This is a genomic window from Actinomyces sp. oral taxon 171 str. F0337 (genome assembly GCF_005696555.1).
GTDB classification, from domain to species: domain Bacteria; phylum Actinomycetota; class Actinomycetes; order Actinomycetales; family Actinomycetaceae; genus Actinomyces; species Actinomyces oris_E.
In genome coordinates this window covers 3045891-3067798 of sequence record NZ_CP040005.1, presented here as the reverse complement: position 1 = coordinate 3067798, position 21908 = coordinate 3045891, and the positions used below count along the sequence as shown (strand labels likewise).

19 protein-coding genes and 1 tRNA gene are annotated in these 21908 nt (G+C 69.6%); 6 read left to right on the top strand and 14 right to left on the bottom strand.

All coding sequences use genetic code 11. The annotated features are described in order from the left end of the window. The first annotated feature begins 214 nt into the window (after positions 1-214). Positions 215-1294, top strand: coding sequence for a 3-phosphoserine/phosphohydroxythreonine transaminase (gene serC, locus FBF36_RS13085; protein WP_034492040.1), 1080 nt, complete (start codon positions 215-217; stop codon positions 1292-1294). An 84-nt stretch (positions 1295-1378) separates the two neighbouring features. Next, a complete protein-coding gene (locus tag FBF36_RS13080) occupies positions 1379-2569 on the top strand; it encodes a phosphoglycerate dehydrogenase (protein ID WP_009395811.1) in 1191 nt (396 codons plus the stop codon). A gap of 401 nt (positions 2570-2970) precedes the next feature. On the opposite strand, the gene pknB is transcribed toward FBF36_RS13080, so the two are convergent. Genes pknB through FBF36_RS13045 form a run of 7 tightly spaced genes read right to left on the bottom strand, consistent with a single transcriptional unit; the run spans position 2971 to position 11936 of the window. Further along, positions 2971-5016, bottom strand: coding sequence for a Stk1 family PASTA domain-containing Ser/Thr kinase (pknB, locus tag FBF36_RS13075; RefSeq protein ID WP_009395816.1), 2046 nt, complete (start codon positions 5014-5016; stop codon positions 2971-2973). After that, on the bottom strand, positions 5013-6140 hold the full coding sequence (locus tag FBF36_RS13070) for a serine/threonine-protein kinase (protein ID WP_009395820.1): 1128 nt from the start codon (positions 6138-6140) through the stop codon (positions 5013-5015). Before FBF36_RS13070 ends, pknB begins: the two co-directional genes overlap by 4 nt. Then, positions 6137-7639, bottom strand: coding sequence for a peptidoglycan D,D-transpeptidase FtsI family protein (locus FBF36_RS13065; protein ID WP_009395822.1), 1503 nt, complete (start codon positions 7637-7639; stop codon positions 6137-6139). The genes FBF36_RS13070 and FBF36_RS13065 overlap by 4 nt, the downstream gene beginning before the upstream one ends. Continuing rightward, on the bottom strand, positions 7636-9336 hold the full coding sequence (locus FBF36_RS13060) for an FtsW/RodA/SpoVE family cell cycle protein (protein ID WP_034492041.1): 1701 nt from the start codon (positions 9334-9336) through the stop codon (positions 7636-7638). The genes FBF36_RS13065 and FBF36_RS13060 overlap by 4 nt, the downstream gene beginning before the upstream one ends. A 1-nt stretch (position 9337) precedes the next feature. After that, positions 9338-10759, bottom strand: coding sequence for a PP2C family protein-serine/threonine phosphatase (locus tag FBF36_RS13055; RefSeq protein ID WP_009395825.1), 1422 nt, complete (start codon positions 10757-10759; stop codon positions 9338-9340). Further along, the gene (locus tag FBF36_RS13050; RefSeq protein WP_009395830.1) at positions 10756-11232 is read right to left on the bottom strand and encodes an FHA domain-containing protein; all 477 of its coding nucleotides are present in this window, start codon (positions 11230-11232) and stop codon (positions 10756-10758) included. The genes FBF36_RS13055 and FBF36_RS13050 overlap by 4 nt, the downstream gene beginning before the upstream one ends. Beyond that, positions 11229-11936 (bottom strand): FhaA domain-containing protein, encoded by a 708-nt coding sequence (locus tag FBF36_RS13045; protein WP_009395832.1) that lies wholly within the window; start codon positions 11934-11936, stop codon positions 11229-11231. The genes FBF36_RS13050 and FBF36_RS13045 overlap by 4 nt, the downstream gene beginning before the upstream one ends. A 258-nt stretch (positions 11937-12194) precedes the next feature. Here FBF36_RS13045 and FBF36_RS13040 point away from each other — a divergent pair. Then, positions 12195-12278 (top strand) — tRNA-Leu (locus FBF36_RS13040). A 364-nt stretch (positions 12279-12642) separates the two neighbouring features. Here FBF36_RS13040 and FBF36_RS13035 read toward each other — a convergent pair. The 3 genes from FBF36_RS13035 to FBF36_RS13025 form a co-directional block, all read right to left on the bottom strand. After that, positions 12643-13188 carry a VanZ family protein gene (locus FBF36_RS13035; protein ID WP_225792392.1) on the bottom strand — a complete coding sequence of 182 codons (546 nt, stop codon included), beginning with the start codon at positions 13186-13188 and terminating at the stop codon, positions 12643-12645. A gap of 80 nt (positions 13189-13268) precedes the next feature. Then, positions 13269-13556: a YbdD/YjiX family protein gene (locus FBF36_RS13030; protein WP_034492042.1), complete on the bottom strand. Its 288-nt coding sequence runs from the start codon at positions 13554-13556 to the stop codon at positions 13269-13271. Continuing rightward, the gene (locus FBF36_RS13025) at positions 13553-15943 is read right to left on the bottom strand and encodes a carbon starvation CstA family protein (protein WP_034492048.1); all 2391 of its coding nucleotides are present in this window, start codon (positions 15941-15943) and stop codon (positions 13553-13555) included. Before FBF36_RS13025 ends, FBF36_RS13030 begins: the two co-directional genes overlap by 4 nt. Before the next feature lie 133 nt (positions 15944-16076). Here FBF36_RS13025 and FBF36_RS13020 point away from each other — a divergent pair, with 133 nt between their 5' ends. Continuing rightward, the gene (locus FBF36_RS13020; protein ID WP_009395840.1) at positions 16077-17660 is read left to right on the top strand and encodes an aspartate:alanine exchanger family transporter; all 1584 of its coding nucleotides are present in this window, start codon (positions 16077-16079) and stop codon (positions 17658-17660) included. Positions 17661-17906: 246 nt separating this feature from the next. Here the strand turns inward: FBF36_RS13020 and FBF36_RS13015 are convergent, their stop codons facing one another. Together FBF36_RS13015 and FBF36_RS13010 are read right to left on the bottom strand one after the other, a co-directional pair. After that, the gene (locus FBF36_RS13015; RefSeq protein WP_009395842.1) at positions 17907-18335 is read right to left on the bottom strand and encodes a carboxymuconolactone decarboxylase family protein; all 429 of its coding nucleotides are present in this window, start codon (positions 18333-18335) and stop codon (positions 17907-17909) included. Next, positions 18332-18862 (bottom strand): MerR family transcriptional regulator, encoded by a 531-nt coding sequence (locus tag FBF36_RS13010; RefSeq protein ID WP_009395843.1) that lies wholly within the window; start codon positions 18860-18862, stop codon positions 18332-18334. Before FBF36_RS13010 ends, FBF36_RS13015 begins: the two co-directional genes overlap by 4 nt. A gap of 87 nt (positions 18863-18949) precedes the next feature. Here FBF36_RS13010 and FBF36_RS13005 point away from each other — a divergent pair, with 87 nt between their 5' ends. After that, on the top strand, positions 18950-19258 hold the full coding sequence (locus FBF36_RS13005) for an MTH1187 family thiamine-binding protein (RefSeq protein WP_009395844.1): 309 nt from the start codon (positions 18950-18952) through the stop codon (positions 19256-19258). A 168-nt stretch (positions 19259-19426) separates the two neighbouring features. On the opposite strand, the gene FBF36_RS13000 is transcribed toward FBF36_RS13005, so the two are convergent. Beyond that, complete coding sequence (locus tag FBF36_RS13000) at positions 19427-20293, bottom strand: NmrA family NAD(P)-binding protein (protein WP_138137721.1); 867 nt, start codon at positions 20291-20293, stop codon at positions 19427-19429. Between the two features lie 65 nt (positions 20294-20358). Here FBF36_RS13000 and FBF36_RS12995 point away from each other — a divergent pair, with 65 nt between their 5' ends. Next, entirely contained in the window at positions 20359-20706 is a 348-nt protein-coding gene (locus FBF36_RS12995) for a winged helix-turn-helix transcriptional regulator (RefSeq protein WP_009397924.1), read from the top strand. 124 nt (positions 20707-20830) lie between these two features. On the opposite strand, the gene mtnN is transcribed toward FBF36_RS12995, so the two are convergent. Then, positions 20831-21574, bottom strand: a complete 744-nt coding sequence (mtnN, locus tag FBF36_RS12990) for a 5'-methylthioadenosine/S-adenosylhomocysteine nucleosidase (protein ID WP_138137719.1) — start codon at positions 21572-21574, stop codon at positions 20831-20833. Between the last annotated feature and the right edge of the window lie 334 nt (positions 21575-21908).

The window sequence follows — 21908 nt, the reverse complement described above, 5'->3', positions numbered from 1 at the left end:
AAGGCAACCCTAGCGGTCAGTTGAGCAGTCCACCTGTGCTATCGCTGACAACGTGCTTGGTTGACAGGGCGGAGGGGCTGTGTCACCCATACTTTGGGCGGACATGGGAATTCCGTGCCGCCTTACGCCCTGTTCCAGTGGCGGACCGACGTCGGTGGGCGTCACCAGTCGGGACGAGATTGCCGACGCGCGTATAAGCGGCAATGATGACTCCGTGCGCGTCTTCAATTTCTCCGCCGGTCCCGCCCAGCTCCCCCTGCCCGTCCTCGAGCAGGCCGCCTCCGAGCTCACCAGCTGGCGAGGATCGGGAATGTCCGTCCTGGAGGTCTCTCACCGCGGGGCCGACTTCGTGGCCTGCGCGGCCGACGCCGAGGCCACCCTGCGCCGACTCCTGGCCGTCCCCGACAGCTACCGCGTGCTCTTCCTTCAGGGCGGGGCCAGCGCCCAGTTCGCCGGTATCCCCCTCAACCTGACCGCCCCCGGTGACACGGTCGCCTACCTCAACACCGGCCAGTGGTCCGCCAAGGCCATCAAGCAGGCCGGCGCCTACGAGCTCGACGTCGTCGTGCCCGCCGACGAGGCCGCCTCCTCCTACACGACCACCCCCGAACCCGGATCCTTCACGGTTCCAGAAGCCGCCCGCTACCTGCACTACACGCCCAACGAGACCATCGGCGGCGTCGAGTTCGACTACGTGCCTGAGGCCGGCGACGTCCCGCTCGTGGCCGACTTCTCCTCCACGATCCTCTCGCGGCCCATCGACGTCTCCCGCTACGGCCTCATCTACGCAGGCGCCCAGAAGAACATGGGTCCCTCGGGCCTGGCCGTCGTCATCGTGCGCGAGGACCTGCTGGGGCGGGCCCGTGCGGTGACCCCCACCATCCTGGACTACCAGAAGATGGCCGACGCCGACTCCATGCTCAACACGCCCCCCACCTTCGCCATCTACCTGCTGGGGCTCATCGGCCACTGGATCGAGGACGGCGGCGGCCTGGAGGCGATGGCCGAGCGCAACCGCGCCAAGGCCGAGCTCCTCTACGGCTTCATCGACTCCTCCGACTTCTACGCCAACCCGGTTCAGGAGCGCTCGCGGTCCTGGATGAACGTGCCCTTCACCCTGGCCGACCCCGCCCGTGACGCCGACTTCCTGGCCGGCGCCCAGGCCACCGGGCTCACCAACCTCAAGGGGCACCGCTCCGTGGGCGGCATGCGCGCCTCCATCTACAACGCCATGCCGATCGAGGGCGTGCGCGCCCTCATCGACTACATGACCGACTTCGCCGCCCGGGCCTGAGCGCCCGCCGTCCCGCCCGGCCTGCGGGCCCGGCCGCCCGTCACAACCCTCCTCCACCCGGACCGTCCTGCAGAAAGTATCTCCGTGACCACCAGCCGCGTTGACCACAAGTTCCGCATCCGCACCCTCAACGCCATCTCCGGGGCCGGCCTGTCCCGTCTGCCCGACGAGCTCTACGAGGTCGGTGGCTCCGTGGAGGAGCCCGACGCCCTCCTGGTGCGCTCGGCCAAGCTCCACGACACCCCCATCGAGGACTCGGTCCTGGCCGTGGCCCGCGCCGGCGCCGGCACCAACAACATTCCGGTCGAGGCGCTCACCGAGCGCGGCGTGCCCGTCTTCAACACCCCCGGCGCCAACGCCAACGCCGTCAAGGAGCTGGTCCTGGCGGGCCTGTTCATCGCCTCGCGCAACCTCATCCCGGCGGCTCGCTTCGCCCACACCCTCGATGGCGACGACGCCGAGATCGCCAAGGCCGTGGAGGCCGGCAAGAAGCAGTTCGTCGGATTCGAGCTTCCCGGCCGCACGCTCGGCGTCATCGGGCTGGGGGCCATCGGTGTGCAGGTGGCCAATGCCGCCCTGGGGCTGGGGCTCAACGTCGTCGGCTTCGACCCGGGCATCTCCGTGGAGCACGCTTGGCACCTGAGCGCCGAGGTCGAGCGGGCCGGCTCCATGGAGGAGGTCTTCCGCCGTGCCGACATCCTCACCGTCCACGTGCCCCTCATCCCCGCCACCCGTGGGCTGGTGAGTACCCAGCGTCTGGCCCTCATGGAGGAGACCGCGGTGCTGCTCAACTTCGCGCGGGCCGAGATCGTCGACACCGACGCCGTCGTGGCGGCCCTGGACGAGGGCACGCTGGGTGGCTACGTGTGCGACTTCCCCTCCACGCAGGTCCACAAGCACCCCAAGTGCATCTCCCTGCCCCACCTGGGCGCCTCCACCAAGGAGGCCGAGCGCAACTGCGCCATGATGGCGGTGGACTCCCTGCGCGGCTTCCTCGAGGACGGGCAGGTCCACAACTCGGTGAACTTCCCCGAGGCCGTCATGGCCCGGCAGGAGGGCACGCACCGGCTCGTCATCGTCAACCGCAACGTGCCCAACATGGTCGGCCAGGTCTCCACGATCGTGGCCCAGCACGGGCAGAACATCGCCAACCTGCTCAACAAGTCGCGCGGCGAGCTGGCGGTGACGCTGGTGGACGTCGAGGGCGAGATCGAGCCCAAGGTCCTTAAGGAGCTGCGCGCCATCGACGGCGTCCTGTCCGCCCGCGGCATCTGAGCCGAGCCGGGGTCCCGCGCGGCCGGGGACATGTGACGCGTGCGGGGACATATCTGTACGGCCAGGGGCACTCGACGCCGTCGGGGACAGGAATGTGGTCCCCGAACGCGCAGGGTGGCCCCGGCTGGAAGGACACGCACCCGGTCGCGTGGAATGTCGCCTTCGGTGATGAGGGTCTGCCGGAGGCGCGTGCCCCGGGGGGGCGAGGTCGTACCTAAGGCTCACGGTCTGCACCCGTGGGGGCAGTACTCGCAGCCTCAGGTGCGTCCTGGACGAGGCGCGGGGTCAGTTGTGCGCGCACAAGGCGTGACAGGACGACGTCAGGTCCGGTCCCGATCCACGGGGCCGGCCACCTGAGTGAAGGGCTCAGCCCAAGCGCTGCGCCATGGCCACTCAGGCGCTCAGCCGCCGTTGTTGTTCCCCCCACCGCCAGGATTGGGGTCACCGGGCTGCTGGTTGTTGTCGGCACCGTCTTTACCGGTGGAGACCGTGAGGTTGACGGTGGATCCGGCGCGCACCTGAGAGCCGGCCTTCGGGTTCGTGCCAATGACCTTACCGGCGTCCACCTTGTCCGAGGACTTGGGGTCCATGGTGACGGTGAGCCCGAGATTCTGCAGATCGGCAGCCGCTTCGTCAGCGGTCTTGCCGTTGAGGTTGTTGGGAATCGTCACGGTGCCGTTCGGCGTCGGCGTGGCCGCGGCACCGCTGGAGAAGTGCACGGTGATCGTGTCTCCCGCTGAGGCGCTGGAGCCTGCGGCCGGGTCGGAGGAGACGGCCTTGCCGCGCTCAACATCGGCGGAGGCGACGTCATCGCCCTTCTTGAACTTCAGGCCGGCGTCCTCAATGGCCTTCTTCGCTGTGGCCTCGTCCTGGCCGGCGACGTCGGGGACGGAGGTATTGCCGGTGGAGAGCACCAGGTCCACCGTGGTACCACGCGCAACGGAGCTCCCCGTCGTCGGGTTGGTGTAGATGACCCGGTCCTTCGCGACCGTGGCGGAGTCCTCCTGGGAGGTGTTGCCTCCCTCGAGCCCGGCGTCCTTGAGGGCCTTGCGGGCGTCCTCCTGGGTCTTGCCGGCCAGGTCGGGAACCTTGACCATGGCCGATCCGGTGGAGAAGTGGACGGTGACGGTGGAGCCCGACTCGACCTTCGTGCCCTTGCCCGGGTCGGAGGAGACGGCCAGGCCCGCGCTGACCTCCTCGTTGGCGACCTCGTCCTTGGCGAACTTCAGGCCGGCGTCCTCAATGGTCTTCTTGGCCGACTCCTCGTCCTGACCGGAGGTGTCGGGGACCTCCACCTTGCTGACGGTTGGGCTCTGTGTCGGAGTGGGCCGGCTGTCGAAGGCCCCGGAGGCCCACCGTCCGGCGACGACGGCCAGGGCCACGAACAGCAGGAACACGAGGATCCAGATCCAGGCGTGGCTCCTGGACCTCTTCTCCGGCTCCTCGCCCTCCTTGACCGTGGACGCCGGAGAGGGCTCGGAGGCCACCTGGGCGAAGGCGGAGGTGGGCTGAACCGCTGCGGTGGCCGGTGAGGCCATGACCGAGGTGGCCGGGGACCAGGAGTCGGCGGCCGGCGCGGCCACGGACATCCCCCGGGCGGCCGCCTGCAGGTCGGCGCGCATGTGGGCGGCATCCTGATAACGGTCCTCGCGGCTCTTGGCCAGCGACTTGAGGATCACTCGGTCCAGGGACTCGGGGACATCGGCCGCCAGCGACGAGGGACGCTTGGGGATCTCCCTCACGTGCTGGTAGGCGATGGCCACGGCGGAGTCACCCTGGAAGGGCGGCTGGCCGGTGAGTAGCTCGTAGAGGAGGCAACCGGTGGAGTACAGGTCCGAGCGGGCGTCCACGGACTCACCGCGCGCCTGCTCCGGGGAGAGGTACTGGGCAGTGCCCACCACCGTGTGGGTCTGGGTCACCGTGGAGGCGGAGTCCTCAATGGCCCGAGCGATGCCGAAGTCCATGACCTTCACCGCGCCGGTGGAGGTCAGCATGATGTTTCCGGGCTTGATGTCGCGGTGGACGATCCCCACCCGGTGGGAGTACTCCAGGGCGTCCAGGACACCGGAGACGATCTCCACCGCCTCCGTGATCGGGACGGCCTCGCCCTCGCTGAGGAGCTCGCGCACCGTGTGCCCCTCGATGTACTCCATGACGATGTAGGGGACGGTGCGGCTGGCGCCGCCGGGCTGAAGGAGCTCCTCCTCACCGGAGTCGTAGACGGCCACGACGGCGGGGTGGTTGAGCGCCGCCGCGGACTGGGCCTCACGGCGGAAGCGGGCCTGGAAGGTGGGGTCGCCGGCGATGTCCGAACGCAGCAGCTTGATGGCCACGACCCGTGACAGGCGAGTGTCGTAGCCGAGGTGCACCTCTGCCATACCACCACGTCCGATGAGGTCGCGGATCTCGTAACGGCCCGCGAGGACCTGGGGGAACTGACTGGTCACAGTACCTCCTTGACAGGGATGCTCAGCATCAAGGCTGGCACGACCTGATGCGCATGGGCAAGCGTACCCGTGCTGTGCAGGGTGATGAGCGAGAGGGCCGGGATGAGGACCCTCAGGGTCAGCAGGTTGAGACCGAGAAAGGACCGACCCGAGGCGTGCCGGGCGGTGCGAGACGGCGTCGGCTCCTGAGCCGCGTGACGGCCGGGACGTACGGTGGCGGGCTGGGGCAGCTCGCGGGTCTGCGGGCCACGGCGGCCGGTGGACTCCCAGCTGAGCGCCTCACGGGGGTCCCACGCATCCGTGGGCAGGTTCACCACCGCCCGGTCCAGGGCGCGGGCCACCTCACGAGCGGAGTGCGGCCGGTCGGAGGGCTTCTTGGCCAGCAGCTTGAGGATGATGGCCTGGACCTGAGGCGGGACGGCGTCGGGAAGGGCGGGCACCTCCTCGTTGACGTGCGCGAAGGCGATGTCCACCTGGGTGGCTCCGCTGAAGGGGCGCCGCCCCACCAGGGCCTCGTAGGCGATGATGCCCAGCCCGTAGAGGTCACCGGCCGGGGTGGCCATATTGCCCATGGCCTGCTCGGGGGCGAGGTACTGGGCCGTGCCCATCACCATGCCGGAGGCCGTCAGCGGGCGCTGGTTGATGCCGGTGGAGATGCCGAAGTCGGTGAGCTTGGCCAGGCCCTCGCGGTTGATGAGGATGTTGGAGGGCTTGACGTCCCGGTGGACGACGCCGGAGTCGTGGACGACCTGGAGGGCGCGGGCGACCTGAGCCAGGACCGGCAGGATCTCGGCGGGTGACAGGGTCCCCTTCTCGGCGATGATGTCGGACAGGGCGCGCCCCTGGACGAGCTCCATGATGAGCCAGCCGGTCCCGTCCTTCTCCCCGGAGTCCAGGACGACGGCGAGGTTCGGGTGGCGCAGACCCCGAGAGTTCTTGGCCTCCGCGCGCAGGCGGGACAGGAAGATCTCGTCGCCGGTCAGCTCGGGGCGCAGGATCTTGGCGGCCACCGCCCGGCCCGAACGCAGGTCGGTGGCGCGCCACACCTGGCCCATACCGCCCAGGGCGATCTGCTCCACCAGCTCGTAGCGGCCCTGGAGCTGGAGCCCCGCAACAGGTTTCACTGGTTCACCGCCGCATCGATGACCTTGGCGGCGACGGGACCGGCCACCTTGCCACCAGTGGCGCCGTCCTCGGTCTCGGTCTTACCGTCGAGCACGACGGCCAGCGCGATCTGAGGCTTGCTGATGTCGGTGCCGGCGAAGCCCACGAACCAGGTGGTCGGGCCACTGCCCGTGCCGGTCTCCGCGGTACCGGTCTTTCCTGCCACCTGGACCCCGGCGACCTGGGCGCTGGTGCCCGTGCCGTTGGCGACGGCCTCCTGCATGAGGGAGGTCAGGGACGAGGCGGTGGTGGAGTCGATCGGGGTGCGGGCCACCTTCGTGGAGGTGGCGCTGACCTCGTTGAGGTCGGGGTCCAGGGTGCGTGAGACCAGGTAGGGGGTCATCTGCTCGCCCTTGTTGGCCACGGTGGCGGCCACCATCGCCATCATGAGCGGAGTCGCCTGCACCGAGGCCTGACCGATGCCGGCCATTGCGGTCTGGGCCTGTGAGTCGTTGTCCGGGTATGTCGACGGCGTGACCTTCAGCGGGATGGACAGGTCGGAGTCGAAGCCCCAGTTCTTCGCCTCCTTGGAGAGCTCCTTCTCGCCGACGTTCATGGCCAGCTGGGCGAAGGGGGTGTTGCAGGACTCGGCGAAGGCGTAGGTGAAGGTGGTCCGACTGCCGCCGCAGGACTCTCCGCCGTAGTTCTCCAGCGCGTGGTTGGTGCCCGGCAGGGTGATGGTGTCGGGGGCGTCGACCTCGGCGTCCGTCGTGATCTTGCCGGTGCGCAGCGCCGCCGCTGTGGTGATGATCTTGAAGGTCGACCCCGGCGGGTAGCGGTTACCGGCGATGGCCCGGTTGTCCAGGGGACGGGAGGGGTCCTGGCTGAGGGTCGTGTTGGCCTCGTTGGCGGCGTTCCCGTCGCGGGTGGCGAAGGCCGAGGGGTCGTAGGAGGGCGAGGAGACCAGGGCGAGGATGGCTCCGGTGCTGGGGTCCAGGGCGACGACGGCGCCCTCGCGCCCGGCCAGGGCGTCGTAGGCGGCCTGCTGGATCTCGGGCTTGATGGTCAGCTCAACGGCCCCGCCCCTCTGGGAGTCACCGGTGATGAGGGTCTTGATCCGGGAGGAGAACAGCGAGGGGTCGTCCCCGTTGAGCACGGAGTTGCCCTCCTTCTCCATGCCGGTCATGGAGGCGAAGGCGGGCGAGAAGTAGCCGGTCACCGGGGCGTAGAGCGGTCCGTTGGCGTAGACGCGCTGGTAGTCCTCGGAGCCCTGACCGTCGTCGGACTTCTGGGTGCTGGCGATCGTGGTGCCGCCGGCCAGGAGGATCGGGCCGCGCTCGGTGTCGAAGTTGCGGTTGACGGCGCGGCGGTTGCGCGGGTCGGAGTTGAGGGCCCCGTTGGCCGACCACGGTTCCCACACGGAGGGGCGGGCCAGCCCCTGGACGCTGGTGACGGACAGGGCCAGCGCGGTGAACATGACCAGCACCAGGAAGGCGACCTGACGGATCTGTCGGTTCATGGCTGCTGCCTCCTGTCGCTGTCCTCAGTGAAGCCCGGGGCGCGCGATGAGCGCAGGGTCCCCCCGTCCGGTGCGGTGTGCGGCGGAGGCGGCGCCTCCGGACTGACGGCGACGACGGGGCGAGCATCGTCCAGTGGATCGCCGGGACCGGGTACGGCCGACGGGGACGTGTAGCCGCCGACGTCGGCCTGCTCGGCTCCGGTGGGTGCGTCGTCGACGTCCTCGGCGATCGCCTCCTCGGCCCCGGCGTCCTGGACCCGACGGCGCAGGGCGAGCGGCAGCTCGGCGGTGTCGATGATCCGTGGCGCGTGGGTGGCCGGACGCCGGGCGGCGTCGGACAGGCGCAGCAGCAGGGCCAGGATGATCCAGTTGGCGATGAGTGAGGAGCCGCCGTAGGCCAGGAAGGGCAGGGTCAGTCCCGTCAGTGGGATGAGCCGGGTGACGCCGCCGATGACCACGAAGATCTGCAGAGCGATGGCGAAGGACAGGCCCACGGCCAGGAGCTTGCCGAAGCCGTCGCGCAGCGAGACGGCGATGCGCAGCCCCCGCTGGATGAGAACGAGGTAGAGCATGAGGAGGACGAGCGTGCCGGTCAGGCCCAGCTCCTCACCCAGTGAGGCGAAGATGAAGTCGGAGTTGGCGAAGGTGACCAGGGTCGGTGAGCCCTTGCCCCAGCCGGCGCCCATGAGCCCGCCGGTGGACATCCCGAACATGCCCGTCAGCAGCTGCCAGGAGCCACCGACCTGGGCGTTGAACACCGCGCTGTCGGTGGCGTGGAGCCAGCCATCGATGCGCTGCTTGACATGCTCCAGGTGCGTGGCGGCGAACCACGCCGCCGGGAGGAACAGACCCGTACCGATGAGCAGCCAGGAGGGCCGGTCGGTGGCCACGTACAGGACGACGACGAACAGGCCGAACAGCAGGACCGAGGAGCCCAGGTCCTTCTGAAGGACCAGGACGCAGATGCTCGCGACCCACACGATGAGCAGAGGGCCCAGGTGTCGGGCGCGCGGCAGGCTCATCCACAGGATCTTGCGGCCCGCCAGGGCCAGGTTGTCCCGGTTGGCCACGAGGTAGGAGGCGAAGAAGACCGCCAGCAGCACCTTGGACAGCTCGGCCGGCTGGAAGCTCATGGGGCCGATCCGGATCCAGATCCGGGCTCCGTTGATGCTCTGGCCGATGCCCGGGACGAAGGGAAGGATGAGGAAGACCAGGCCGGACCACATGGCCCAACGGTCCCAGCGCCTCAGGCGCCGGTAGTCGCGCAGCAGGAGGAGCACGGCGCAGAAGAGGCCGACGCCCAGCAGCGTCCAGACCAGCTGCTTGGAGCCCACGTAGAACTGCCACTGCTCGTTGAGCTCATAGGCCAGGTCCAGGCGTCGGATCATGGCCAGGCCGATCCCGTTGAGCGCCACCGCCGTCGGCAGGAGGACCGGATCGGCCCACGGGGCGGCGTAGCGCACACACAGGTGCATGACCACGGTCAGGGCGAGGAAGGCGATCGCCACGACCACGGTCTGCGCCGGGGATGAACCGGTGCGGTTGAGAGCGGTGAGCACGAAGCCGCCCAGACCCAGGACCAGGGCGACGCCGAGCAGCGCCGCCTCCGCCCACCGTCCCGAGTATCGCGCGGCGCCGGCGGGCTGGATGGTCGCGACGCCCGCGGGGGCGCCCATGGGGCCGGGAGCAGCAGTCATCTCACCCCTCCTGCCCGGGCTTACCGGGCCGAGTCGGTGTGGTGGAGGCCGGCGACGGGGTGGAGGTGGGTGAGGACGAGGGCCTGGCCGTGGGACCCGAGGTGCTGTGCGGGGCGGCGGCCGGCTTGCGGTAGGAGCGGACCGTCTTGTCCACGTAGGTCTCCGCGTCGCTCATCGACGACTGGGTGACGGTGGCCTCCAGGCGCTCGCGGATGTTGTGATCGAGGCTATTCACCGGCAGGTCCTCGTAGGTCTTGACCGAGTGGCTCAGCTTGAGGGGGCCGACGGACTGGGGGATCCCCTGGTAGATGGCGACCTTGCCCTCGTCGGTGGAGACGTAGTAGCGGGTCTGGGTCCAGCGGTAGAACAGGGCGCTGGCACCGACGAGCGTGACCAGCAGGATGAGGCCGCCCACGAGGACCCGACGACGATGACGGCGTCGGGCCTTCTGCTGGGTGGCGGCCTCGGCGGCAATGGCGTCGTTGACCTTGGAGGACTCCTTCGTGGAGGAGGGGCCGGCCTGCTCCTCCAGGGTGGCCAGGAGGGCTGCGGCCTTGGCGGCGGGGCTGGTGGCCTCGGTGTCCTTGGCCCCGGCGTCCCCTCCACCGGCGCGGTGGGCGGCGGCGGCACGCTCCTGGGCCAGGCGCTCGGTGGCGGCGCTGCCCACCACCTGCGGGACGGTCTGCGGCTCGGGATCGTCCTTGACGACGTCGAAGACGACGGCGGTGACGTTGTCCGGTCCGCCGGCGCGCAGTGCCAGGTCGATGAGCTGGTCGGCGGCCTGGCCGGGGTCGGCGACGCCGGCCAGGACCTCGCCGATGGTCTCGGCGGTCACCGGGCCGCTCAGGCCGTCGGAGCACAACAGCCAGCGGTCGCCGGGAACGGCCTCGCGGATCGACTCGTCGAGCTGGACCTCGCCCTCGGTGTCCCCCAGGACGCGCAGGAGCACCGAGCGCTGCGGGTGCTGGCGGGCCTGGTCCCGGGTGAGGCGCCCGGTCTCCACGAGGTACTCCACGAAGGTGTGGTCGGTGGTGACCTGGGTGAGTGTGCCGTCGCGCAGCATGTAGGCGCGTGAGTCGCCCACGTGGACCATGGCGAGCTTGTTGCCGCTGCGCATGACGCCGATGCAGGTGGTGCCCAGGCCGGCGAGGTCGGGGTCCTGCGAGGACAGGGTGACGAGCTCGGTGTGGGCGGCCTGGACGGCGTCGCGCATGAGGCCCAGCAGCTCGCCGGCCTGGTGGGAGTCGGCGTCCAGGGGCATGAGGTGCTCGACGGCGACCGCCGAGGCGATGTCTCCGCCCGCCGGTCCGCCCATCCCGTCGCACAGGACGCACAGATGGGGGCCTGCGTAGCCCGAGTCCTGGTTGGACTGGCGGACCAGACCGACGTCGGAGCGCGCGGCGAAGCGCAGGGAGATGGTCATGAGCGCAGCTCCAGCGTCGTTTGGCCGATTCTGACAGGTATGTTCATGGGGAGCTCCACGGCGCCGTGCACGGGGCGGCCGTCCATCATGGTTCCGTTGGTGGATCCGAGGTCCTCCAGCCACCAGGCGCCGTCCTTGGGGAAGACGCGGGCGTGACGCGATGAGGCGTAGGAGTCGTCGAGGACCAGGGTGCAGGAGGGCGAGCGGCCGATGATGATCGACGACGGGCTCAGGGGCACGGTCGAGCCGGCCAAGGGGCCCTCGGTGATGACCAGGCGGGTGGCGCTGCGGCGTCGGCCCCTGGGGGGAGGAGCTGAGGGCTGCTCGGAGCCACCCGTGGAGCGCCGACGTGCCGAGCCGGCGGCGGGGGAGTCGGCCATGTCGCGGCGCATGACGCGCACGATGAGGTACAGGAAGAACCACAGCAGGACCAGGTAGCCCAGCCGTAAGATCGTGAAGGCGAGTGCGCTCACCCGTTGACTCCGCTGTTCTGGGTGCCGTCCCAGAACAGGATCTGGGTGCGGCCGATGGTCAGTGTATTGCCGTCCACGAGCGTGACGGCGTCGACCCGCTGGCCCTCGACGAAGGTGCCGTTGGTGGAGCCCAGGTCGCTGGCGATGGCGTTGCCGTGTGTCAGGCGGATCTCCAGGTGACGGCGTGAGACGCCGGAGTCGTCGACGATGATGTCCGCCTCAGAGCCGCGCCCGATGACGGTGACAGGCCCGGTGAGCAGGTAGCGCTGGCCGTTGATGTCGACGATCGGGTGCGTCGGGGTGGCGGTGGCGGAGGCGGCCGGGGCGGCGGCGCCGCGCCGCGTGGAGGACTCGATCTCGATGGCCGGGGCGTTGGGGTTGTTGTTGACGAGGAAGGAGACCTCGACCGGGCCGACGAAGGAGTAGCCCTGGTCCGCGGCGTGCGAGGTGGCGACCTCCTCCATCTGACGCACCATCTCGTCCTGGCCCCAGGCGGTGATGCGCTCGATGCTCGGTGGGGTGAGGTGGATGCGGAAGATATTGGGAACCACTGAACGGTCGCGGGCGAAGGACGCCGCGCGCTTGTCCATGGTCTCGCGGAGCTTCGAGGCGATCTCGATGGGCTCGATGTCGTCCGAGAAACGGGACATGGCGCGGTTCGTGACGTTCTCGACGCCCTTCTCGAACTTGTCCAGGAATCCCATGGACAGTACCTCCCCCAAATGTGGTGTGGCGGCCCCCGGGATGGAGCCGGGAGGCGGGACTGTCCCGCCTCGCTATGGGCCTGCACGGACCTGCGTGCAGGCCGATACCGTTCCCATCGTAACGGTAGCGAAGCCATTGCAGGGAAGACGGCCCCCCGCTGTGTGAGGTAATTGTGTCGTGAGCGGTCTCACGGCCGGATGTGGCGGTGAGGATTGGACGACGGCGGGGCCGGCAGGCTAGTCTCATGCTCGCTTCTCGCGCGAGTGGCGGAATTGGTAGACGCGCACGGTTCAGGTCCGTGTGATCTTACGATCATGGGGGTTCGAGTCCCCCCCCGCGCACAGAACGGAAAGGCCCGGGCCACATGGTCCGGGCCTTTCGCTGTCTCGGATGATGCCGGCCCCGTGGACACTGAGCCGCGGATCGGCCTACTCCACGGGGGTGGGGATCCACTGGCCGGGGTTGTGTCCACTGCACGAAGGCCCCACCTACCTGGAGTGCCCCCGACCCACCACCAGTAGCACCCCACGCTCGTGCAGCACACGCCCCGCACCACCCGAGGGATGAGCCTGCTTGCTCCCCCGGGACGACAGGCGTTCGTCGCGCCCTCATGGCTTCCTCAGTCCCCTCTGAGAGGACATCGGGCGCACATGGTGACGCAGTTCTCTTGGAGGGGGCGGTGTCGTTCCGGTGATGACGGGGGAGTCAGGCGGCGGTCCGGAGGTGCCAGCGGCGCAGCAGGTACCAGGCGGTCAGGGCCCCGGCCCAGGCGCCGACGGCGTTCTGGCCGACATTGGCCAGCGAGGGGCGCCGCTCCAGCATGGGCAGGAGGCTCTGGAGCACCTCGGCGCTCAGCCCGATGACGCAGCCCACCAGGGCCCACATCCACCAGGGGACGTCCCGCCAGCCCGCGACGGCGCAGAAGGTGGCCGGTGCCAGCATCACCAGGTTGAGGACGATGTCCTTGCCCTCGGAGCTGAGGAAACCCGGTCCCATGGTGTCCTTGAGGTCGGCGACCTCGTGTCCGGAGGGCCATGTGACCGCCACGCAGATGATGGACAGGAGGATGACCGTCGCGACGCGGGCGATCCGCTCGTAACGGGCGCGGCCCGGGAGGACGTCCTCGGGCTGGTTCGGGCCCGAGGCGCGGTTGGCGGATGGCGAACCGGCCGACACCGGTGATGTCTCTCGGGAGGTGTCGGGGGAGTCGGCGGACGTCAGTGCGTCGGGCGCGGGCTGCTGGGCGGGCACGCTCACGACGCTACCGCCCGCCCTCCGGGGACCCGGAAGGCGGGCGGTGACGATCCGAGCACAGGAGTGTGCTCCGGGGCTCAGCAGCAGCTGGCGTTGATCTCCGTCTCAGCCTGCTTGGCCCGGGCGCGCCAGAACTCGCGCTCGCTCATGGGGCCGTGCCCAGAGCCGTGCCCGGAGCCGTGGTCGCCCCCGTGACCGTGGAGGCACTGCGCGTGCTCGCGGGCGTAGCGCTCCAGGTAGCGGTCATAGGCGGACTCCCCAGTCATGTCCCGCCACAGGGCACGGGCCCGGGCCAGGGCCTGGTGCAGTCGACTGCGGGTGCTCGGCCGACCTGCCGGCCGCGGTGTCGGAGGGGTTGACGTCATGACTTCTCCGCGTGGGCCTTGTGGGGGATGAGGGCCGGGTCGCCCACCTGCTCGTACTCCCGGGAGACCTTCTTCATGAGCGAGGAGGCGATCATCGTCTCGGGCGCGTAGAAGTTGGACTCCTGGTAGGGGTCCTCCGACGTCGTCGTGTCCCGGTTGCGGATCGTCTGGACGATGCGGATGAGGGCGCAGACCATGACGAAGGCGACCATGACCAGGAAGACGATCGACAGCGTCCCCTGAATCATCGTGTTGCGCACGATCGCCTTGGTCTCCTCGATCTTGGCCGGGTCGGAGAGCGTGCTCAGTTTGGCGACCGCCTCGCGATGCTGCTGGAAGTAGCCCACGAGCGGGTCGGTGGAGAAGATCTTCTGCCACGAGGCCGTGAAGGTGACGGCCGTGTCGAAGACCAGCGGGATCGCGGGGATCCACACCCACTTCGTGTAGCCCTTGCGCACCACCATGACGGTGACCACCAGCAGTGCCACGGCCGCGATGAGCTGGTTGGCGATACCGAACAACGGGTAGAGCGTCTGGATGCCGCCGCGCGGGTCGGTGACGCCCATGAGGAGCAGAGCCCCCCAGGAGGCGACGACGACCGCCGTTGTCCCCCAGGCGCCCACGTGCCAGGACGGGTCCTTGAACCTGGGGAAGGCGTTGCCCAGGGCGTCAGAGAGCTGGAAGCGGGCCACGCGGGTGACGGCGTCGACGGCCGAGAGGATGAACAGGGCCTCGAACATGATGGCGAAGTGGTACCAGAAGCCCATCATGGTCCGGCCTCCGCCGATCTGGTGGAGGATGTGGGCGATGCCCACCGACAGGGTGGGGGCGCCGCCGGTGCGCGAGACGACGTTGGGCTCGCCGACGTCGCTGGCCAGGCGCTCCAGGGCCTCGGCGCCCGTGTAGGTCTTGGGGTTGCCGTTGTCGTCCCAGGAGTCCCACTCGGGGGTGAGCCTGCGGCCCTGGGCGTCGGTGACGCCGAGCTTGGCGACGGCGGACTCGGCGAGCTTCTCGCAGTGGTGATCGGGGTCGTCGGTGGTCTTGCAGGGGGCGGCGGCCACCGTCTCGGGGCCGGCGAGCTTGTTCATGGTCGCCGTCGAGGTGTTCATGGAGAAGTAGATGCCCGGGCTCAGTGAGACCGCGGCCGCCAGCGCCATGATGGCCACGAAGGACTCCATGAGCATGCCGCCGTAGCCGATCATGCGGACCTGGGTCTCCTTCTCCACCATCTTGGGGCTGGTGCCCGAGGAGACCATGGCGTGCATGCCGGACAGGGCGCCGCAGGCGATGGTGATGAACAGGAAGGGGAAGAGGGTGCCGGCGAAGACGGGGCCGGCGGTGTTGAAGGCGAACTCGGTGACGGCGGACATCTCCACCAGGGGGCGCACAATGATGATGCCCAGGGCCAGGATCGTGATGGTGCCGACCTTCATGAAGGTCGACAGGTAGTCGCGCGGGGTGAGCAGGACCCACACGGGCAGGACCGCGGCCAGGAAGCCGTAGATGATCATGGCCCACACCAACGTGGTGGGGGATAGGTGCAGGTAGTGCCCGAAGGAGGACTCGGCCACCCAGCGTCCGCCGATGATGACAGCGATGAGCAGGCCGAAGCCGATGAAGGAGACCTGGGTGATCTTGCCGGGCTGGACGAAGCGCAGCCACAGGCCCATCCCGATGGCGATCGGGATGGTCATGCCCACCGAGAAGACGCCCCAGGGGGAGGCGGCCAGGGCGTTGACGCAGACCATGGCCAGGACCGCCAGGACGATCATGAGCATGACGAAGACGACGATGGTCGCCACGATGCCGCCGATCTTGCCGATCTCATCCGTGGCCATCTGGCCCAGAGAGCGGCCGCCGCGGCGCATGGAGAAGAACAGGACGAGCATGTCCTGGACGGCGCCGGCCACGAGGACGCCAATGATGATCCACAGGGTGCCGGGCAGGTAGCCCATCTGGGCGGCCAGGACCGGGCCGACCAGCGGGCCGGCGCCGGCGATGGCTGCGAAGTGGTGGCCGTAGAGGACGACACGGTGGGTGGGGTCGAAGTCGCGCCCGTTGTTGATGCGCTCGGCCGGGGTGGCGTTGGTGTCGTCGGGGCGCATGATGCGCCGCTGGATGTAGAGGGCGTAGAAGCGGTACCCGATCGCGTAGGTGCACACGGCGGTGACTACGAACCAGATGGTGTTGACGTGCTCGCCGCGCACGACCGCCAGCATCCACCACCCCAGGACGCCCAGGGCGGTGATGGCCACCCATGTGGCGATCCGTACGGGTGTCCATCGATTGTCAGGACGTATGCCGACGGGGACGCCGTCGTCGTTGCGGATGATCCGTTTCTCCTCCTGCTCGGTGTATGTCGGCAGGGAGGCTTCTTTCTGGGGCATCGGGATTCCGTTCTCGTCGTCGAGAAAAGGTGTGACGTCATCGTCTCCGGTGACCATCCCAGGGTATTCCTCCTGGTGGCGGAAGGGAAGCGATGGCGGATCCGACGGCGGGGCGTACGGCTACCCTGGCGTCGTGTCCGTGCTTCATCCCGTCCTCGACGTCCTCGCGCAGGCGCCGATCCTCACCGTCTTCCTCGTCATCGGCCTGGGGACCGCCGTCGGGCAGATCCCGCTGGGACCGATCCGCTTCGGCGCGGCCGGGGCGCTCTTCGTCGGCCTCGCGGTCGGCGCCCTCGACCCCCGGCTCGGCGCTGATCTGACCCTGCTGCGAAGCCTCGGCCTGGCCCTGTTCTGCTACACCGTGGGCCTGGCCGCCGGCAACACCTTCTTCCGCGACCTGCGCAGGCAGCTGCCGCTCATGGCCGTGTGCGTCGTCGCGCTCGTGATCGCCGGTGCGGCGGGCGGCCTCTACTCCCACCTGGCCGGGGTAAGCCCCGCCATGGACTCCGGCGCCTACGCGGGCGCCCTCACCTCACCGGTGCTCGACGCCGCCATCGAGGCGGCCGGCACCCAGGAGCCCGCCGTCGGCTACGCCCTGGCCTACCCCGTGGGCGTTGCCGTCGCCATCCTCATCGTCTCCGGGGTCGTGGGGCGCTCCTGGCCCGGGGGGCGCGACCCGAGGCCCGCCAGCGCTGACGGCATCACCGCCACCAGCGTCTACCTCCTGCAGCGGGTGGCCCTCGGCGAGATGAAGGCCTTCAAGGAGGGCAGCATCCGCATCTCCTACCTGGAGCGCGACGGCGAGACCCGGGTCGTGGCCCCCGGTGAGGTGCTGCTGCCCGGGGACAAGGTCGTCATCGTCGGGGCGCCGTCCGCCGTCGAGTCCGCCGTGCACGACCTGGGCACCGGGTTTCACAACTGCCTGGCCAAGGACCGCACCGCCGTCGACTTCCGGCGCCTGACCGTCTCCTCGACACGGGTGGCCGGCCGCACCGTCGCCGAGGTGGACATGCCCGGGCGCTTCCAGGGCGTCATCACCCGCGTCAAGCGCGGTGACCTGGACCTGCTGGCCCGTGAGGACCTCGTCCTGGAGCTCGGTGACCGGGTGCTGGCGGTCGTCCCCAGCGACGAGCTGGAGAAGGCCGGCGACTGGTTCGGCGACTCCGAGCGCTCCATCGCCCAGATCGACGCCTTCTCCGTCGGGGCCGGCATGGCGCTCGGCGTGCTCCTGGGGCTGGTGGCGATCCCGCTGCCCGGCGGCATCACCCTGCGGCTCGGGGTGGCGGCCGGGCCGCTCGTCGTCGGCATGGTCCTGGGGTGGGTGGGGCGCACCGGGCCCTTCGTGTGGGGGCTGCCGCACGCCGCCAACTCCACCATCCGTCAGCTGGGGCTGCTGTTCTTCCTGGCCGCGATCGGGTTGGCCTCGGGGCCTGACTTCGCGGCCTCGGCCTTCTCGATGACGGGGCTCAAGGTGGGGGTGCTCGCCGCGCTCGTCGTGGCGGTCAGTGCGATCGTCATGCTGGCCGGGGCGCGGTGGGCCGGGGTCTCCGCGCAGCGCGCCTCCGGCGGCCTGGCCGGGCTCGTCGGGCAGCCCGCGATCCTGGCCTTCGCCCTGTCCAAGCGCGATGACGAGCGCATCGAGGCCGGCTACGCGACCCTGTTCGCTCTGGCCATCGTCGTCAAGATCGTCATGGTCCAGGTTCTCGTGGCGCTGTAAGGGGTGACTTGACAGCGGTGGGCGGGGGAGTGCCTCCGGGGCCGCCGGATCCGGGCCGAGTGAGCCCTGGGTGTCCAAATCGGTGACAAAGAAGCCTGCGGCCCGATGAGGCTGGCAATAGAAGCGCGGAATCATGCGGTTTCTTTGTGGCAGTGTGCACCCGGAGCCCGCCTTTGTCACCGATTTGGACACGCACGCCTCTTTCACGACCTGCTGAGGCCGCGCGATACGAGCCGATGCGGACGATCATTCGGCGGCGTCGCGTTCGGTGAACACCTCGCGGGCCACGAAGGTGGCGTTGAGCGCTCGCGGGAAGCCGGCGTAGACCGAGGCGTGCAGGATCGCCTCGATGATCTCCTCACGGGTCAGCCCCACGTTGAGGGCGGCCCCGATGTGGATCCTCAGCTGCGGCTCGCAGCCGCCCAGGGCCGTGAGCACGCCGATCGTGACGAGCTGGCGGCTGCGCGGGTCGAGCCCGGGGCGGGCGTAGACGTCCCCGAAGCCGAAGGCCGCGATGTGGTGGCCGAGTGCCGGGCTGATGTCGGCCAGGGAGTTGATGACGGCCTGGGCCGCCTCGCCGTCGACCGAGCGGGCGATCTCCAGGCCGCGCTCGCGCCGGGCCAGGTTCTCGGGGCTGTTGACGTCGTGCTGGGGGTGAGTGGTTTCAGTGGTCATGAGGGGTTCTCCTTGTCAGTCTCGGAAGTGTCGATGTCGTCCACGGTGGTTTGCCCCTCCAGCTCCCGCGTGTAGACGGTGATCTTGTACTCGGTGGCGGACAGTGCCAGCCGGAGCTCGTCGATCCGGGTGCGCAGGCCGTCGCGGTGCTCGGTGAGCAGGGACAGGCGCTCGGGCACCGTGTCCCGACCGGCCTTGACCAGCGCGACATAGCGCCGCAGATCGCGGATCGGCATGCCCGAGGTCCGCATCCGGGTGAGGAACACCAGACGCCGTACGCCGGCGGCGTCGTAACGACGGTGTCCCGAGGCGTCACGCTCCACCCGCACGAGCCCGATCCGCTCGTAGTAGCGCAGAGTGTGGGCGCTGACCCCCAGGCGATCGGCAGTGGTTGCAATGTCCCATCCGGCTGCACCAGGCCCGGTTGCCGGCCCGACGTTGTCACTGGGTGGGACGAAGTCGAGGCGGAGTGCCTCGCGGAGCCGGACGTCGTCGGGCTCGTTGTCTGGAGCAATCGCGCTGGTCATGGTGCAGACCGTAGGACTTCGAGCGCACTCGAAGGCAAGAACGATCGGCGGCGGCCCCGGATGGCGCCTCGGGGCTAGCCTGGCCGCATGCTTGTCGCCTTCTCCGTGTCCCCGACCACCACTGACGCGCCCGACGGGTCAGTCTCCGAGGCGGTGGCCCGAGCCGTGCGCGTAGTGCGCGACTCGGGACTGCCCCATGAGACGACGTCGATGTTCACCACGGTCGAGGGGGAGTGGGACGAGTGCATGGACGTGGTCAAGCGGGCCTGCGAGGCGGTCGCCGAGGTGAGCCCGCGCGTGGCGCTCGTCCTCAAGGCCGACATCCGCCCCGGCTGGACCGGCCAGATGGCCGCGAAGGTCGAGCGCGTCGAGGCCCGCCTGCGCCAGGCCGACTGAGTGGCGCCCGGCAGACACCCGCAGCCTGCCCGCTCTCTGCTGTCGCCGCGATGTCGCGCCCAGACGCCCACGCCGGCCGACAGACCGACGTTTTCTTCAGAATCGACGCGGCTCCGGGTCATCTATGAAGAAGAGGTTGGTCTGTGAAGAAAATGTCGGTGAGTGCGGCTACGAGACCGCCAGGTCCTCCAGCCACTGCTCGATCGGGCGCGGTCGTAGCCCCAGGAGCTCCTGGGCGCTGCCGTCCTCGGCGATGGTGTTGCCGTCCTGCGCGTTGAGGGCCCGGTAGAGCTCGACGACCGGCGCCGCGGCCGGCCCGAAGAGCGGCGTGATGAGCTCGCCGAAGGCCTCGGGCGTGATGCCCTCGAAATGGACCTCGCGGCCCAGATGGTTGGAGAAGGCCGCGGCCAGATCCGGTCCCGTCAGTCCGGGCAGGTGACCGACGCCGACCGTGCCCGTGGTGGGGGAGGCGTCCGTGAGCAGGCGGGCGACGACCTCGGCCACGTCCAGGTGCGAGCTCCAGGAGACCGGGAACGACGTCGGGAGCGGGTAGCGCAGCACGCCCTCCTCACGCGTGGGGGCCAGGACGACCGGCAAGAGCAGGTTCTCCAGGTAGAGGCGTGGGGCGACCACGGCCGTGGGGACGCCGCTGCCGGTCACGCCGTTGATGAGCGTCATGATGGGGCTGTCCGCGGGCGCCTGCAGCGGTGATCCCGGCTGGTCGACGATCTGCCCGCTGGTGGAGATGACGACGCGACCGGGGCGGGCCCGGGTGACGGCCTCGACGACGGCCCGGGCCTGGGCGGCCGCCGCCTCGGGTGCGCCCATGGGCAGGTGGACGAAGACGCCGTCGGCGCCCTCATAGGCGGCGGCGAGTGAGTCAGCCGAGGCGAGATCGACCTGCCGGGCGACGACGCCGGCGGGGACCGCCTCGGGATGGCGGACCGCTGCGACGGCGGTGCGCCCTGCGGAGGTCAGAGCGGATAGAACGGGGGAGCCTTGGGCGCCGGTGGCGCCGTGAATGATGTCAGCCATGACGCCATTAGTGCATACGGTGCATCAGTTACGTCAACTGCACTATTGGGGTAGGTTTCGATGTCATGAGTGAGGTCGATCTTCCCGAGTGCGGGGTGGCGAGGTTCCTGCTGCTGTTCGACGGGCCCTGGGCGACGCTCATCGTGCGCGAGCTCATGCACGGCCCGCAGCGCTTCGGGGAGCTGCGCGACGCCCTGCCGGGGATCAGCGCGCACACGCTGACCAACCGGTTGCGGATGTTCGAGTCGCGCGGGATCGTCAGCCGACACGCCTACCCGGAGGTACCGCCCCGCGTCGTCTACGAGCTCACCGACCTGGGCAGGAGCCTGCGGCCGGTGCTCGATGCGATGAACGAGTGGGGCGCCAGCTGCCCGACGTCGGCCTTCACGCCGCAGCACGACTCGCGCCGGTGAGGCTCGCTTGCGCCAGGCCGACTAAACCGACACATTCTTCAGAAACGACGCGGCTCCGGGTCGTTTGTGAAGAACAGGTCGATCTATGAAGAAAATGTCGGTGAGGCTCGGGGCCGTCAGTGGATCAGCTGAGCAGGGCCAGGACGACCGCGGCGCTGCGGGCGGCGGCCTCCTCGGCGGCGATGTGGAAGTCCTGGCCAGCCTCCGGGCCGCACAGGTCGGATACGCCGCGCACCGAGGCGAAGGGGATGCCGGCACTCGCCGCCACCTGCGCCAGAGCCGTCGACTCCATGTCGGTGCTCAGCGCTGCGGGGAAGACCTCACGAGTGTCGGCCACGTTCGCAGCCGTCACGAAGGAGTTGCCGGCCAGCATCTGACCGACGCGCAGCCGCGCCGAGCCCGACGACGCTGTGGCGCCGCGCAGGGCCTCCTGGCCCACCTGCTCCAGGCGCTCCAGCAGAGCCGGGTCCCCGCCGAAGGTCTCCGGCTGGCCCGGGGTCTGGCCGCGGGCGTAGCCGAAGGCGGTGGCGTCGGCGTCGGTGTAGGCCAGGGTCGTCGAGACGCAGACGTCGCCGACCTCGACCTGGCGGCCGAGCCCGCCGGTGGTCCCCGCCGAGACGACGGCGCCGGGGCGGACCTGAGCCAGGACCGTCGCCAGCGCGCTCGCGGCCGCCACGAGCCCGATACCACTGCGTACCAGGATGAGCTCGCGCTCGTCGCCGGGGAGCTGGAGGGACCAGGCGTGCGCGGAGCCCGGCAGGTTCGGCGCCTTGGCCGCCGCGCGCTCGGGCAGGGCGTCCATGAAGGGCTCGGCCTCCTCTGCCATGGCGCAGGAGACGATGACGGGCGCGGCACTGGTGCGACTCACACGCTGAGCCTACAGAGGGTGCCCGAGCCCTGAAAGTGTCCAGATGGGACGGCTTTGATGGCCGATCGCATCCACTATTAAATAGAAACAAAGTGATGACCTGGGCTTTTACAAACCGCGATGCGGGCGCTCCGATTCAATGTCGTCCTATACGGACAGAATCGCTGCATGGTGACTCTGTCGGTCTCTTTGCTCTGAAGACATGCTGTCGTCATACGTCCGCGGGTCAAGAGCTGGGACGTCTGGCTCCAGGGCGGGGCAGATGCGGCGGTCTGCGTCCGCCAATGATCCAGGTGACGGTTCCCCCGGTTCGTCTGCCGTGCCCGTCGTGCTC

Coding starts and splice junctions, on each gene's coding strand:
- FBF36_RS13065 (WP_009395822.1), bottom strand. CDS start 7,639: ATGAACCGACAGATCCGTCAGGTCGCCTTCCTGGTGCTGGTCATGTTC.
- FBF36_RS13060 (WP_034492041.1), bottom strand. CDS start 9,336: ATGACTGCTGCTCCCGGCCCCATGGGCGCCCCCGCGGGCGTCGCGACC.
- FBF36_RS13055 (WP_009395825.1), bottom strand. CDS start 10,759: ATGACCATCTCCCTGCGCTTCGCCGCGCGCTCCGACGTCGGTCTGGTC.
- FBF36_RS13045 (WP_009395832.1), bottom strand. CDS start 11,936: ATGGGATTCCTGGACAAGTTCGAGAAGGGCGTCGAGAACGTCACGAAC.
- FBF36_RS13030 (WP_034492042.1), bottom strand. CDS start 13,556: ATGACGTCAACCCCTCCGACACCGCGGCCGGCAGGTCGGCCGAGCACC.
- FBF36_RS13025 (WP_034492048.1), bottom strand. CDS start 15,943: ATGCCCCAGAAAGAAGCCTCCCTGCCGACATACACCGAGCAGGAGGAG.
- FBF36_RS13015 (WP_009395842.1), bottom strand. CDS start 18,335: ATGACCACTGAAACCACTCACCCCCAGCACGACGTCAACAGCCCCGAG.
- FBF36_RS13010 (WP_009395843.1), bottom strand. CDS start 18,862: ATGACCAGCGCGATTGCTCCAGACAACGAGCCCGACGACGTCCGGCTC.
- FBF36_RS13005 (WP_009395844.1), top strand. CDS start 18,950: ATGCTTGTCGCCTTCTCCGTGTCCCCGACCACCACTGACGCGCCCGAC.
- FBF36_RS13000 (WP_138137721.1), bottom strand. CDS start 20,293: ATGGCTGACATCATTCACGGCGCCACCGGCGCCCAAGGCTCCCCCGTT.
- FBF36_RS12995 (WP_009397924.1), top strand. CDS start 20,359: ATGAGTGAGGTCGATCTTCCCGAGTGCGGGGTGGCGAGGTTCCTGCTG.